The 13,368-nt window shown below is 44.4% G+C and carries 14 protein-coding genes; 10 read left to right on the forward strand and 4 right to left on the reverse strand.

Translation table 11 applies throughout. The features are described from left to right. Positions 1-17: 17 nt before the first annotated feature. The 7 genes from LT679_RS17260 to LT679_RS17290 are packed head-to-tail and all read left to right on the forward strand — an operon-like array spanning position 18 to position 4,213. A complete protein-coding gene (locus LT679_RS17260) occupies positions 18-728 on the forward strand; it encodes a cytochrome c oxidase subunit 3 (protein WP_232178919.1) in 711 nt (236 codons plus the stop codon). 31 nt (positions 729-759) lie between these two features. Next, complete coding sequence (locus tag LT679_RS17265; protein ID WP_232178920.1) at positions 760-1,113, forward strand: cytochrome C oxidase subunit IV family protein; 354 nt, start codon at positions 760-762, stop codon at positions 1,111-1,113. Further along, a complete protein-coding gene (locus LT679_RS17270; RefSeq protein ID WP_232178921.1) occupies positions 1,113-1,814 on the forward strand; it encodes an SCO family protein in 702 nt (233 codons plus the stop codon). Before LT679_RS17265 ends, LT679_RS17270 begins: the two co-directional genes overlap by 1 nt. A gap of 10 nt (positions 1,815-1,824) precedes the next feature. Beyond that, positions 1,825-2,397: a DUF420 domain-containing protein gene (locus LT679_RS17275; RefSeq protein WP_232178922.1), complete on the forward strand. Its 573-nt coding sequence runs from the start codon at positions 1,825-1,827 to the stop codon at positions 2,395-2,397. A 13-nt stretch (positions 2,398-2,410) separates the two neighbouring features. Next, positions 2,411-2,689 carry a hypothetical protein gene (locus tag LT679_RS17280; RefSeq protein WP_232178923.1) on the forward strand — a complete coding sequence of 93 codons (279 nt, stop codon included), beginning with the start codon at positions 2,411-2,413 and terminating at the stop codon, positions 2,687-2,689. Positions 2,690-2,734: 45 nt separating this feature from the next. Continuing rightward, entirely contained in the window at positions 2,735-3,400 is a 666-nt protein-coding gene (locus LT679_RS17285; RefSeq protein WP_232178924.1) for a DUF2461 domain-containing protein, read from the forward strand. Between the two features lie 3 nt (positions 3,401-3,403). Next, entirely contained in the window at positions 3,404-4,213 is an 810-nt protein-coding gene (locus tag LT679_RS17290) for an OmpA family protein (protein WP_232178925.1), read from the forward strand. A 75-nt stretch (positions 4,214-4,288) separates the two neighbouring features. On the opposite strand, the gene LT679_RS17295 is transcribed toward LT679_RS17290, so the two are convergent. Both LT679_RS17295 and LT679_RS17300 read right to left on the reverse strand, forming a co-directional pair. Beyond that, the gene (locus LT679_RS17295) at positions 4,289-4,600 is read right to left on the reverse strand and encodes a DUF4286 family protein (RefSeq protein WP_232178926.1); all 312 of its coding nucleotides are present in this window, start codon (positions 4,598-4,600) and stop codon (positions 4,289-4,291) included. 20 nt (positions 4,601-4,620) lie between these two features. Next, positions 4,621-6,453: a tetratricopeptide repeat protein gene (locus LT679_RS17300; RefSeq protein ID WP_232178927.1), complete on the reverse strand. Its 1,833-nt coding sequence runs from the start codon at positions 6,451-6,453 to the stop codon at positions 4,621-4,623. Between the two features lie 110 nt (positions 6,454-6,563). Here LT679_RS17300 and LT679_RS17305 point away from each other — a divergent pair, with 110 nt between their 5' ends. Genes LT679_RS17305 through LT679_RS17315 form a run of 3 tightly spaced genes read left to right on the forward strand, consistent with a single transcriptional unit; the run spans position 6,564 to position 10,801 of the window. After that, a complete protein-coding gene (locus tag LT679_RS17305) occupies positions 6,564-8,462 on the forward strand; it encodes a S9 family peptidase (RefSeq protein WP_232178928.1) in 1,899 nt (632 codons plus the stop codon). A gap of 8 nt (positions 8,463-8,470) precedes the next feature. Beyond that, positions 8,471-10,108, forward strand: a complete 1,638-nt coding sequence (locus LT679_RS17310; protein WP_232178929.1) for a sensor histidine kinase — start codon at positions 8,471-8,473, stop codon at positions 10,106-10,108. Between the two features lie 3 nt (positions 10,109-10,111). Beyond that, the gene (locus LT679_RS17315) at positions 10,112-10,801 is read left to right on the forward strand and encodes a response regulator transcription factor (protein ID WP_232178930.1); all 690 of its coding nucleotides are present in this window, start codon (positions 10,112-10,114) and stop codon (positions 10,799-10,801) included. Positions 10,802-10,870: 69 nt separating this feature from the next. Here LT679_RS17315 and porN read toward each other — a convergent pair whose 3' ends face one another. After that, on the reverse strand, positions 10,871-11,779 hold the full coding sequence (gene porN / locus LT679_RS17320; protein ID WP_232178931.1) for a type IX secretion system ring subunit PorN/GldN: 909 nt from the start codon (positions 11,777-11,779) through the stop codon (positions 10,871-10,873). 13 nt (positions 11,780-11,792) lie between these two features. Then, positions 11,793-13,328: a type IX secretion system motor protein PorM/GldM gene (porM, locus tag LT679_RS17325; protein WP_232178932.1), complete on the reverse strand. Its 1,536-nt coding sequence runs from the start codon at positions 13,326-13,328 to the stop codon at positions 11,793-11,795. Positions 13,329-13,368: the final 40 nt, after the last annotated feature.

The following is a 13,368-nucleotide window of genomic DNA, read 5'->3' on the forward strand; positions in this document are numbered from 1 at the left end:
TCTACAAACGAGTACAAATGAGTACAACAGTATCACAAATTGATCAAGTTAAAACTACGCCGTGGGCCGGAGGTCGTGAACCTTTTTCGGTAGAGTACGGTAAAATGATGATGTGGTTCTTCCTCCTGTCGGATGCATTCACCTTTTCATCGTTGTTAATAGCTTATGGTGCTTTGCGCTTCAGCGCGGATGCATGGCCATCAGCCGAGCTGGTTTTTCAATCAGTGCCAGGTATGATAGATCACGGCGCCCCGCTGGTTTTCGTAGGTATCATGACGTTTATACTCATCATGAGCTCGGTTACTATGGTGTTGGCTGTTGAGGCCGGTCATCGTAACGCCAAAAAGGAAGTAGCCTGGTGGATGGTAGCTACCGTTATTGGTGGCTTTATGTTCCTGGGTTGCCAGGCTTTAGAGTGGAGCCACCTGCACCACGAAGGTTTTTGGTGGGGCAGTATTCCAAAAGAATTAGACCATTTTTTTAAAGAAGCCGGTACAGCATCACCAACATATACACAGCAGTTTGCTAACCTGTTCTTTACCATTACAGGTTTCCACGGCTTCCACGTATTCAGCGGTGTTATTATCAACATCATTATCCTGATTAACGTATTGGCAGGTACTTACGAGCGTCGCGGTCATTACCTGATGGTTGAGAAAGTTGGTTTATACTGGCACTTTGTAGACCTTGTTTGGGTATTCGTATTTACCTTCTTCTATTTAGTTTGATTTTATCCACTGATAAATAAAAAAAGAAATTATGTCAGCACAACATACTGAAGCTCATGCGCATAATGAGCATGGCCACGAAGAGCATGCTTCAATGAGCCGTGGTAAAATCTGGCAGGTGTTTTTCATCCTGCTTGGTATTACGGTTATCGAGTTTATCATAGCATTGTATCTTGTTCCGCATGGTATGAAGATTGAATGGGCTAATCCTATTTACATCATACTTACTTTGGCTAAAGCATTCTACATTGTAGCTTACTTTATGCACCTTAAATTTGAAAAGGTAGGCCTGATCTACTCGCTGGTAGTACCTATATTGTTCATTATCGGTTTAATACTGGTACTTACAAACGAAAGCCACCACTGGATCGATCTAATCAGATAATGCGCAATTCCGGCTTAGGAAAAAAATTGATAATCCTGGTACTCATACTTGCAGTACCGGGATTTTTATATTATTTACTTACCGTTGGCGGTAAAAACCGTTATAAAGGGCTTAATTACTTTGGCCCTAAAACGTTGTCGGGCACGTTCCATAAGTTTCACGGCAAAAAGATTGCGGATACCACCTACCATCAGCTTCCGGCTTTCTCGTTAACCGACCAGAACGGCGAGGCGGTCACTACAGCCGACTTTGAGAAAAAGATATTTGTGGCAAGTTTTTTCTACACCGGTTGCCCCGAAGTTTGTAAGAGCATTAATGACAACATTCGTAAACTTGCGCTTAACTACCGCAAGAACGATATGGTTTACTTTTTATCTGTCTCGGTAAACCCGGAACAGGACAAACCGGAAGTATTGAAGGAGTACGCATTGCGTTACAAGGATGTGCCCCCGGGCAAATGGCTGTTTTTAACCGGCGATACCGCTTCAATATACAACCTTGCCCGTAAAGGTTTTTTGGTTAACGCGCTTAAGGTTAACGATAAAGAATTTGTTTTTAGCGATAAGCTGATACTGATAGATGCCGATAAACATATACGCGGTTATTATACCGGCACATCTGCCCCCGAAGTAAATAAACTCAATGATGAGATTAAGGTGCAGATAGCCGAGGAACTGCGTAAGATTAAAGCCCCTAATTGATTTTATTGACATGAGTGATAAGTTCATATTCCGTTTTGTAGCTGCTGTATCCATATTTGTGCTGCTGGTGGTTATTGTTTTGAACCGTAAAATAATACCGGCACCGGCCGAGTTGCCGTCATTTACTTACTTTTTACCGAAACTGAACGCCATATTCAACGGTACTTGTTCGGTACTGTTGCTGGTATCGCTGTACTTTATCAAAAAGGGCAATATTGCTATGCACAAGCGGGTTAACATTGCCGCGTTTTGCTTGTCATCATTATTCCTGGTATCATACATATTGTTTCATTACCTGGCACCCGAAACCAAGTTTGGCGATATTAACGGCGATCACTTGGTTTCTGAAGCCGAAAAAGCCCAGGCAGGCGGAATACGTTATGTATACTTTATAATTTTAGTTACGCACATCATACTTGCGGCCGGGGTATTACCGTTAATACTGTTGAGTTTTTATCGCGGCCTGCAAATGCAGGTTGAAAAACACCGTAAACTCGTGCGATGGACTTTCCCGATATGGCTTTATGTTACCATAACCGGCGTAGTAGTTTACCTGATGATATCTCCGTATTATCATTTTTAGTTAACTTTGTTGTATGAAGGCTTTTAAATTGTTTTTTGTTGCCCTGGCTGCCGGTTTAGTACTGCTGAGCACCGATGTGGTGATGGCGCAATGTGCCATGTGTTCGGCCACTGTAGAGTCTGACGCGCAAAATGGCGGCAACGAAACCGCAGGCCTTAACAATGGTATACTTTATCTATTGGCCATGCCTTACATAGCAGCCGCGATAGGTGGCTACATATGGTACAAAAAGTATCGCCGTAAAGAAAACGTTGAGCTAAACATGCGAAACGAAAAGCTGCATCTTAATTAAAAAATCTGCCCTCTTACTGCAAGCGGTCAGCCCTTAAAATTACCTATGATAAAAAAGGAAACGCTTGATTTTTTAAAGGAACTCGCCCAAAACAATAACCGCGACTGGTTTATGGCCAACAAAGCCAGGCACGACGCGGCACGCGAAAATGTTATTGAATTTGCCGCTTTAATTATAAAGGAGATAGGCAAATCAGATCCGGATATCAATACAGAGGCCGACCCTAAAAAGTGTGTCTTAAGGATATATCGCGATATCCGTTTCAGTCCTGATAAAACACCTTACAAAAAGAATTTCGGTATAACCATTCCGCGCCAGCACCCTAACGGTAGCCGTGGCTCTGAGTATTATGTGCAGATTGAGCCCGGCAATTCATTTGTTGCAGGTGGTTATTGGATGCCCGAAGGCAATCATTTAAAAGCCATACGGCAAGAGATAGATTACAACGCACAAGAACTGAAAGACATTGTTGACGCGCCGGAATTCGTTAAGCTTTTTGGCCATTTCCGCGAGCAGGAAAAGCTGAAAACCAACCCGCGCGATTACGCCGCCGATAACGAGAATATCGAGCTGTTGAAACTCAAAAGCTTTGTAGCATGGCGTAAACTTACTGATGCCGAGGTGGTAAAGAAAGACCTGGTGGCAAAAGTTGCATCATTGTGCAACCACATTTATCCGCTTAACCTGTTCCTTAACAACGCAATTGTTTAAACTATGAAGATAAAGTACCTTTTCGCTCTATTATTTGGTGCACTGGCCATACAGTCGTGCGTGGTGTTATCCCCTAAAAAGCATAAAGCTATGCTGGCGCAGATTGATTCGCTCACCCGCCGGTCAGAAACGCTGGAAGAAGAACTGTCGCGCCTCAAAGGCGATTCGATGCGGTTGAGCCGTGAGCTGGCCGACTTGAACAGCAATTACAAAACACTTAATAACAATTACACCGCAAGCTCGAGCAAAGTAAACCAACTGTCAAGCGATCTGCAAAAACGTGAAGCCAGGCTGAAAGAAGTTGAAGAGATTTTACGCAAGCGCGATGAGGCTACCAACGCCCTAAAAAATAAACTACAAAAAGCGTTGCTGGGCTTTCAGCAAAGCGGCTTAAGCGTTGATATCCGTAACGGTAAAGTATACGTATCATTAACAGATAAGCTTTTATTTCCATCGGGCAGTATTGTGATTGATGAAAAAGGTAAACAGGCGCTTACGCAACTGGCTGCTGTATTAAATAAAGAGGCAGATATCAATATATCCGTTGAAGGGCATACCGATAACAAGCGCATTAAAAACCTTGGCCAAATAAAGGATAACTGGGATTTAAGCGTGCTGCGCGCTACCTCGGTAAGCCGTTTTTTGACTGAGGAACAGCATATCGATCCTGCACGTATAACAGCCACCGGTAAAGGCGAGTTCCAGCCAATTGATCCGGGTAATACACCTGAAGCGCTGGCCAAAAACAGGCGTATTGAAATTGTACTCAGCCCTAAACTGGATGAACTATATAACCTGATTAACAATAAATAACATCAGGCAAATAGGCAAAAAAAGGGGATCGTTTTTGAAAAAGCGATCCCTTTCTTGTATCTATACAAACAGCACTTAATAAATAGTCGGTACGGTTTGCATAAGCGTGCTGAAGGTTACAAACTTATTCTCGAAACGTTGCTGTTGCTGCGCCTGAAAGATATCAAGATGGTTGTTAAAATACGCCTCTACGTCTTCAAGTTTATCCGCGTGGTATTGTACGCAATAGGTAATGCCTTCATTAGGCGAGTCCATCACGTTTAATATGTTATAATGCTTAAAGTGGCCGGTTGCCATAATAGCCGGCAAATGGGTTTGCTGCAGCCAGGCAAGCCATGCGGTATGCGTACCTTCTTCCACTATTACGGTCTCGTTATAAATTATCATACGGCAAAAATACAAAAATATCAGGTGCCCTGATTATCGCCCCGTAATACCCGGAAACGGTTGCGGGCCTCGTTCAGCCACAGGCTACCGGGGTAGTCGGTTATAATTTTCTGGTAATATGCTTTCGCCAGCTCTTTATTATTTAAATTGTTATCATAAAGGTCGCCCAGCATAAAAACGGCATCGTCAGCCCAAAGACTGGTTGAATGGGTATCGGCAATGGTTTTAAGGTTAGTGCTTGCGCCGGCGTAATCCTTTTTGCCAATCATGATGCGGGCTTTAGCCATCAGTATATCATCGGTAAGCGAGTTGCCCGGATATTTTGTGTCGATACTATCCAGCGTACGCATGGCTTTTTCCGGTTGATTAGCGAAGATGTACATATCCGCCCGTGCATACATCTTAAGCGCCGCACCGGTGCTGTCGCTGGTTAAATAATCAGTGATGAGCAATTGCAGGTTAAGCGCGTCATTAGCTATTAGTTTTGATGTAGCTGCTTTTAATATACCCAGTTGCCCCTTAGCATATTCCAGGTCGCCGGTGTAGTAAGCCAGTTTAGCGTTGCGTAACTTGGCATCCTGTTCGGTATCACTATCAGGCTTGTCCTTTTCAACCTGGCTGTAAAGCAGCGTAGCGTCCCAGGGCTTACCATTAAGCAAATATAGGTCGCCCAAATCCAGCTTACACGCGGCCAATGCCTGGAGTTTTAAACCGGGTAATGCTATGGCCTGCTGCAATAGCAGTTGCGCCTCCTGCAATTTATGCAACTTAAAAGCCTGCAGGTTGGCCAGCTTCTTCATAGCGAAAACAGTTGCCGCCGATTGACCGAATTGCTTAAGCAGGTCCTTATAATCCTGCTCCAGGCTGGTCAAATCGGCCGCCGTATACACGCCCGATGTTATCTTTTGGCTCTTGGCATCGGTCAGTTCAATTTTGGCTGTAATGAACCAACGGTCGTTCTGCCCCTTTCCTGCTACGTATTCATATCCTCTTATCGCCTCATCATAAGCCTTATTTTCAACCAGTACGCGGCAAAGCTCAATAATATCTTCACCATCGGCGTTGCTGCGCCGGTTAAGGGCTATGGCCTGGTTAACGGCCTGATCATATTCCTTTTGCTGTAGTAATAACCAGGTTAACAGTTGCGTGTAGGCTGCCTCGCCAGGGTACTTCTGTATGCGCTTAAATAAAGCGGCTTTTAAAACATCATAATCTGCATCCTCAAAAAGTGCCGACAACGTATTTTTAGCCTGATTAATATAACCCGGATTTTGCGGCAGATAATTAAGATATTCCTCGGTAAGCGATGCCTTATCGCGGTTGTACCGGTATAATGCAATTAGCTCATTTGCGAAGGCGGTGTTGTTATTAAGCAACTTACGCCCTTGTTTAAAGGCCTTGATGGCATATTCCATACTGCCGCCCTGGTACAGTTGCATACCCAGCATGGATACAGCGCCCGGTTCGGCAGGTAGTTTATCAATCAGCGAATTGTAAATGTTATTGGCTTTGTCATTGTCACCTTTAAGTGCGTATATAGTGGCGAGTTTCAGGTTATATTCGCTCTCATCCGGAAACTTTTTAATCATCTTTTTAGTGATGCTTTCTGCTTCATCGAAGTTCTTGAGGGCAATTAGGTTAGTCACGTAAAAGGGGTAGTAGGCCTCATTTCCTTGCTTATACAATTTTTGGTAGATGTCTGAGGCTTTTTGCAGTTCGCCATTAGCGCTGTATTGCTGGGCCAGGCGCAACTCACTGTTTTGTGCATACAATATATTGCTGCAGCACATTATTAAGGCAGTAAATATGAGGGCGCGCAGCTTAAACATCATTTTCAAAAATACCTTTTTCAAACATTAAACGCAGTGCATCATTGATTTATGTTGCCCCGGGTAAAATTATGGTGACATTTTAAGCAGATAATTTTAAAATACTTTAATTTAACATTTTATAACTGGGCCTGATGAGTGTAATGTTGCGTGTTTGGCGCTTATTGTTTTTTTTGCTGATACTTGCCGGGGGGATTTCATGTACCGAAAAATCGCCGGAGAAAATACCTGTACTTGACTTTTTTAAAACGCCCGACCGGTCGTTCTTCCGCATATCGCCTGATGGCAAATACATATCTTATTTAAAATCACATAACAGCAAGCAGAATTTATTTGTACAATCGCTGGTTGATGGTAAGGGCCGTATGGTTACCGAGTTCAGTGATTACCCGGTTACCGACTATTTCTGGACCTATAATAACCAGATTATCTACAGCCGTGACATGGTTGCTGCCGATAGCCTGAAGATGTTCGCGCTCGACGTAAATACGTTTAAAACGCGGCCCATATTTTCGGGCCATAAAGTTAAGTTCAGGTTACTTAACCGGAGCCGTACGAGTCCTGATGTGCTCACCGTAAGCCTTAACAAACGCGATGAAGGTATATTTGATGTGTACCATTTAAATATTCGTACTGGGGCGCTGGATCTATACATAACAAATCCCGGCGACATAACGGATTGGATTACTGATACCGACGGCCGTATTTTATTAGCCCGAGCGTCCGATGGGGTAAATACCACTATACTATACCGCCCTACCGAGCAGGCGCCATTTAAGCCGGTTATTGTAAGTAATTTTAGGGATGCTATAAGGCCGGTTGCACTCACCGGCAACGGTGAGAATTTTTACGCCTTATCTAACCTCTCGCAGGATAAAATGGCTTTGGTAAAAATAGATGCTCAAACTGGAAAGCAGCTTTCTGTAATATTTAAGCGAGACGACGCGGATATTATGTATGTGGAATATTTTAAAGATAAACACCGCATGGATTTTGCCGCCTGGGATGGCGCAAAGCCGCAAAAGCATTTTTTTAGCGACAGCGTAAAAGCGCTGTACGACCGCATTAGCAGTAATTTTGCGGGCAACGAAACCCGGATAATTGACCGCGACAGTGCCGAAAAGAAATTCATTGTTTATACTTATTCCGACCGCGACCCGGGCTCGTACTACTTGTATGATTACAAAAGCGCTAAGCTGACGCGTATTGGCGAGAGCAATTCAAGCATACGAGCAGACCAAATGTCAGAAATGAAGCCGGTGTCGTACAAAGCGGGGGATGGCTTAGAAATAAACGGTTACCTAACCTTGCCTTTGGGTAGCAATGGTAAAAACCTGCCCGTGGTGGTAATGCCGCACGGAGGCCCCTGGGCTCGCAGCAACTGGGGCTACAATGCAGAAGTACAGTTTTTGGCTAACCGCGGTTATGCAGTGCTGCAAATGAACTATCGGGGCTCGGCAGGCTATGGCAAGGCTTTTCGCAATGCGGGTTTTAAACAGGTGGGTGGCAAAATTCAGGATGATATAACGGATGGCGTTAAATGGCTGATCGATCAAAAGATTGCTGACCCTAAACGTATTGCAATTTATGGCGGCGGCTTTGGTGGTTTTTCGGCGCTTTATGGGGTGTCATTTCACCCGGGTATGTATCGTTGTGCCATCGTACAAAACGGACTGATAAACTTTTTCACCTTTATAAAGGATGCACCGCCATTTTTTAAGCCGTACCTTAAAATGACCTATGAAATGGTTGGCAATCCGGAAACGGATGCCGAGCATTTAAGGGCAATATCGCCGGTTTTCCATACCGATAAAATAAAGGTACCAATCATGATTTTACAGGGGGGCAAGGATATCAGGGCTAATATTACCGAGCTCAACCAGTTTGTGCTTGAGCTCCGCAAAAAGAAGGTGCCCGTAAATTACATCCTTAAAAATGATGAGCGGTCTTTCTTCCGTAACGAGGCCAACCGTATATTGATGTATACCGAAATGGAGAAGTTTCTCGAAACTAATTTATCGGCTAAAAACTAAGCCGGGCTATGGTTAAGGCACAACGCAATCTGTACCGAAAAAACTTTTCGCTCATCATCATATTCATGGTGCTGATAACCATTTTGCTGGTGATCGCCTTTATTACCGCCTACAGCCTTACCGGTAAATATGTGGAGAACGAGTTTGCCTCAAAAAAGATTGATGTGCTCGAGCAAACCATATCGCCATACAATGATTTTTTTCAGAATAAGATTCCGGAGGTAACATCTTACCAGGGTTTTCTGGATTCGTCATCGGCTGCAAATTATGCCGCATCAGTATTTACCAATTACGCGTTTGTTCGCCGGGTAATATTTTATGATATCCGCATAGGTAAGCGCCCGGCCAGGCGCAACCGTTTGGGTATATTTGTGCAATCCGTATACGAGTATACACCCAATTGGCCTAAGGTAAACGTTGTTGAACGCTACAGCCCGGCTAACGAGGCTGATTTCAGAGCGATGGCAGGGCGATTAAATGAGTTTATTAATCGTGCCGATACGGTAAATGTGCCCTCTCAAAATGAGGTGTTCCGTACGTTTTACGATGTAAAGCCCGATAAGATATCCTACCTGAACGTACCTCGCCGGCAGGACATCAAAATGTATAAGGAGATGCAGAAGAACAGCCAGCAATCCTTTTTCAAACAAAACATGATGACCTTCCTGCTCGATCCGGCTTTTATACGGGTAAAAAATCCGCACGGAGAGCTCTATCAGAAGATATCCGTTGAGCCGGTGGTGTATGATCCGCTATATATTGAGCAGGGCAAGATAGTAACGGAAGTAGCCTTACCCGGTGCTTTTTCAAATTATAAGCTATACTTCGTTTCAGACAGGTCGCACCTGAATAACGAGATCAACCGCCGCTTTATGCCTATTGGCGGTATTGCGTTGCTTATCTATTTCTTCCTGTTACTTACCGCATGGCTAATTTATCGCAACCTGAATGTGAACATGAAGCTGTTTAAGCTGCAGTACGATTTTATAAACAACTTTACCCACGAGTTTAAAACGCCGGTAAGTGTTATAAAGATTGCCGGTTCTAACCTGCGCGGCGAAAACCCGCTTAGCGAAAGGCAGCTTAAACATTACGGGCGCATATTGGATGAAGAGGCTGATAAGCTAAATGAGCTGATGAACCGCCTGTTATCGTTCACACAGTTGGAGAACCGGTCTATCGCCACCAAAAAGGAAGGTATCGATATTGAAAGCTTTATTAAGCGTTACATCGAAACCTTCAGCATCAAATATCACGATTTTAAGATAAGCCTGGAGATTGAGCCTGACGTAGATCATTTTTATGCCGATCCGGTGATGCTGGGTAGTGTGTTTCAGAATTTGATTGAGAATGCCTACAAGTATTCGCACCCACAAAAAAAGGTGCTGGCAATAAAAGCCTATCGCGACAAAAAGAACGTTATATTTACATTTACCGATCAGGGTATTGGCATACCTAAAGCTGAATTGGGTAACATATTTAAGAAATTTTACCGCCTCGAAAATCAGTACAACCAAAATGGCAGCGTTGGACTGGGCTTGGCGTTTTGCAAGGAACTGGTTAATTTTATGGATGGCGATATTGTGGTTAAAAGTAAAGTGAACCATGGATCGGAATTTATTGTTATACTCCCATATCAAACGTAATACATGAGTAAGGAAATTAAAATAGCGCTGGTTGAGGATGATGAAAACCTGCGTTTTCTGGTAGCTGAGCGCCTGGAATCAGAAGGGTATAAGGTGCTGGAAGCGAGTAATGGTGAGGATGCCGAGCAGCTGATTATTGCTGAGCAGCCTGATATTGTGTTACTGGATTGGATGCTGCCCGGCAAACAGGGGTCAGACGTGTGCAGCAGTATACGCGAGCAGGGCTTTGATAAGCTGGTGATTATGATGACTGCAAAAGCGCAGGATGTGGATAAGATAGAGGCCTATAACTTTGGCGTGTCTGACTATATCACCAAGCCTTTTAATATGGATGTGCTGATAGCGATGATTGATAACAAGATCAAATTTTCGTTGAACAGCGATAAGGCCGAATCATATCGGTTTGCGGGAATGGAGCATCATCCTAACACCCATTTATTGATCAAGGATGGCCGCAAGGTAGAATTGACCATATTGGAAAACCGCATCTTACTTTACTTCCTGAAAAACAAGAACAAGGTAATTAACCGCGAGGAACTGATGATGGAAGTTTGGGGCTACAATGCCGATGTTAATACCCGTACGCTGGATATGCACATTGTGCGTTTACGCAAAAAGATTGAGGACAACCCCGATTCGCCGCAGTTTTTACAAACAGTAAGAGGCATAGGGTACAAGTTTTCGCACGAATAAAAAGAAGGCCCGGAGATGAACATCGCCGGGCCTTAAACTTAACATATATAGCTGGATGGTTAGTAGCTCTTAATATTCCCAAAGCGTAAGCTCCCAGTCCATAAGCGATTTTTTGATCCGCTCCGACTCGTAAAGCCTGTCTATCCCCTGGGCATAATCTTTTATACGTTCGTCCTTATCATTTGATACCTTGACAATGTAGCTGCTGAAAAGCCTCTTTAAAAATACATCATCAAAACTCAAACCTGTTGCATCATTATTGCGGCTAACAGCTTCTTTAGTGGCTAACACCTGGCGTGCTTCCGGGAAGTAAACCCAGAATGCCGGCTGGTAATCCATATCCAAACCTTCAACCTGGAATTTAATTAGCGGCGCTATACCTATAATGCGCGGCTCAAATACCGAGCGTTGCCTGTCAAACACCCAATCCTCTTTAATGCGGAATTTAACCACGCTATCCGGGTTAAACTCGCCAGCTTGTATTTTAGAGCCAATTTTATTACCATCGGCATCAAACTGGTCAACCACGGCGCTATCGGCCATACGGGCTTTAGCCTGTCCGCCTGTTAACGGTGTTGAAAAAGCATCGCCGCTCGGATCGTTTTTGGTAGGATTTGGTGATGGATCATAGGCTGTAAGTTCGCCTGCATCAATAGCTGCCATCAACACATCAATAAGCCTTGATTTTGGCGAAGCCAGATACTGGTTCATTTTCTCACGAACGTCAATCTCACGCCACACGCGCTTGGCAAATATAACATCAGCCTGGCGCAGGGCAGGGTAGGGCGTAGGCTTGCGTGCCTCAAAGCTCGATTTTTCATAATAGCCATCAAGCGGGCGCTCATAGCCCTGCGCTACGCTGTCGGCGGCATGCGCTGCATTAGCGCCCGTAGCAGGGTTAGTGGCAGGTTGCGGCGTGGTTTGCGCAAACGTTGTTGTGCAAACTACACTCAATGCTATGATCAACAATCTCTTCATTTATCTCTTTCTATTAATTAGCTGATATTACAATATCATCCAAACCACGTTGCGAGCCATCCGGACCAACGGCAACAATATCGGTAAATATAACCTTTGTTCCCGGAGTTACGGTGTTCAAGGCCGCACGCATTTGGGCACTAACCGTGCCGCCTGTCGATGTAACTTTAATCACATCCTGGCGTGGTTTAGCCAACAGCAGGCTGAAACGGGTAACATTAAACTTGGCATCAAATTCAAAGTTCTCTAAACGGGCAAACAGCCTGTCCTGCCCGCGTATGTTAGCCGCGCTGGTGCTGCCACCGCTTTTGCCTGCAAACATGGCCTTAGGGTCAGGTATACGTTTTACACGGAATTCGGTTACACCTAAAACCTGTGTTTTTCCGGGGGCTACCTCGCCAGATACGGTAACCTTTGCCGTACCTATTGAGCTAACACTGGCAGTGTATTTGCCCCCGCTGCCTTTTACCGAGCCGCCCGACATGCTCACACGCAGTTTTTCAAGCGGAACGCCGGGCGCTGACACCGAAATAGGGTTAGGTACACCGATGTACAATACGTTCATTTTATCAGGCGATACTACTGCTGAAGGTTTAGCCACCTGGTATTCTTGCACCGGTAATTGATAAGTTTTTGTTTGACCATCAGTACCAACAACTTTTATAGTACCTGAATATTTAAAGAAACCCTCTCTGCTGGTATTTACAGTGTATTTACCGCGGCCTTCAGAAACTTGTATGTTCGATCCGTTTACGGTGATTGTTGGGTTGCTTTTTGAGTCATAGGCAGTTAAGAATATCTCTGCAGTGTATGGCTGGCCGGCTACTACGTAGCTTGACGGAGCGACTGCAACAGCAGCAAATTTATCAAGGTTTACTACGGCCTGGTCAACTTTACCTAATAGCTTTTTAACTACTTCATTCTCAGCATTCTTAGCGTCTGCCTGAATTTTAGCTAAAGTGGTTAATGATGCACCTAACGGAATACCATCGCCAAAGTAAGCCTCGCCCCACTCTTTTTGTTTGTTGCCGCCTTTAGCCTTTGGTGCTGTGGCGTCAAGCGAAAAATTTATTCCCTCGCGATCTTTAGCATCAAGTAATCCTAAAAGCTGGGCACGGGTATCTTCAATTTTCTTTTTCAGAGCCTCGGCATTTTTTTCGTTGATCATGATGCGTGGCGATATATCAAGATTATCGCGTGCATCAACGTCGCCGGTCTCCTGGTTTATACCGCCGCCTTCCTGAATAAGTTTTGCCTTTAGGCTCTCTACATACTTGTTCAGGTCTTCGGCTATTTTACTGGCTTGTTTTGCTTTATCATAAACCGGTTTGGCGCGCTCGGGCTGCTCTTTTAACTTGGTTTGTTCAAATGCGCTGTAGGTATTGCCAATGCTGGTTGTAACGTTTTCGCGCGAGTGGTCTAAGCTGTCTGTTATATTTTTAAAGGCATCCAGTAAGCTGTCCGGCACGTTCAGGGCAATAAGTCCCAAAAGTACCAGGTACAGAATGCCTATCATTCGTTGTCTGGGGGTTTGTTTGCCTCCGGCCATGTGTTTGTCGTGTTATAGTAGGTTGATGTGTGTACTCTGT

The organism is Mucilaginibacter roseus, assembly GCF_021215455.1.
Lineage (GTDB): Bacteria > Bacteroidota > Bacteroidia > Sphingobacteriales > Sphingobacteriaceae > Mucilaginibacter > Mucilaginibacter roseus.

What these genes read in the sequence shown, in the direction of transcription:
- LT679_RS17275 (WP_232178922.1), top strand. Translation starts at nt 1,825, where the DNA reads ATGAGTGATAAGTTCATATTCCGTTTTGTAGCTGCTGTATCCATATTT.
- LT679_RS17315 (WP_232178930.1), top strand. Translation starts at nt 10,112, where the DNA reads ATGAGTAAGGAAATTAAAATAGCGCTGGTTGAGGATGATGAAAACCTG.
- LT679_RS17305 (WP_232178928.1), top strand. Translation starts at nt 6,564, where the DNA reads ATGAGTGTAATGTTGCGTGTTTGGCGCTTATTGTTTTTTTTGCTGATA.
- porM (WP_232178932.1), bottom strand. Translation starts at nt 13,328, where the DNA reads ATGGCCGGAGGCAAACAAACCCCCAGACAACGAATGATAGGCATTCTG.
- LT679_RS17290 (WP_232178925.1), top strand. Translation starts at nt 3,404, where the DNA reads ATGAAGATAAAGTACCTTTTCGCTCTATTATTTGGTGCACTGGCCATA.
- LT679_RS17310 (WP_232178929.1), top strand. Translation starts at nt 8,471, where the DNA reads ATGGTTAAGGCACAACGCAATCTGTACCGAAAAAACTTTTCGCTCATC.
- LT679_RS17270 (WP_232178921.1), top strand. Translation starts at nt 1,113, where the DNA reads ATGCGCAATTCCGGCTTAGGAAAAAAATTGATAATCCTGGTACTCATA.
- LT679_RS17285 (WP_232178924.1), top strand. Translation starts at nt 2,735, where the DNA reads ATGATAAAAAAGGAAACGCTTGATTTTTTAAAGGAACTCGCCCAAAAC.
- LT679_RS17260 (WP_232178919.1), top strand. Translation starts at nt 18, where the DNA reads ATGAGTACAACAGTATCACAAATTGATCAAGTTAAAACTACGCCGTGG.
- LT679_RS17280 (WP_232178923.1), top strand. Translation starts at nt 2,411, where the DNA reads ATGAAGGCTTTTAAATTGTTTTTTGTTGCCCTGGCTGCCGGTTTAGTA.
- porN (WP_232178931.1), bottom strand. Translation starts at nt 11,779, where the DNA reads ATGAAGAGATTGTTGATCATAGCATTGAGTGTAGTTTGCACAACAACG.
- LT679_RS17295 (WP_232178926.1), bottom strand. Translation starts at nt 4,600, where the DNA reads ATGATAATTTATAACGAGACCGTAATAGTGGAAGAAGGTACGCATACC.
- LT679_RS17265 (WP_232178920.1), top strand. Translation starts at nt 760, where the DNA reads ATGTCAGCACAACATACTGAAGCTCATGCGCATAATGAGCATGGCCAC.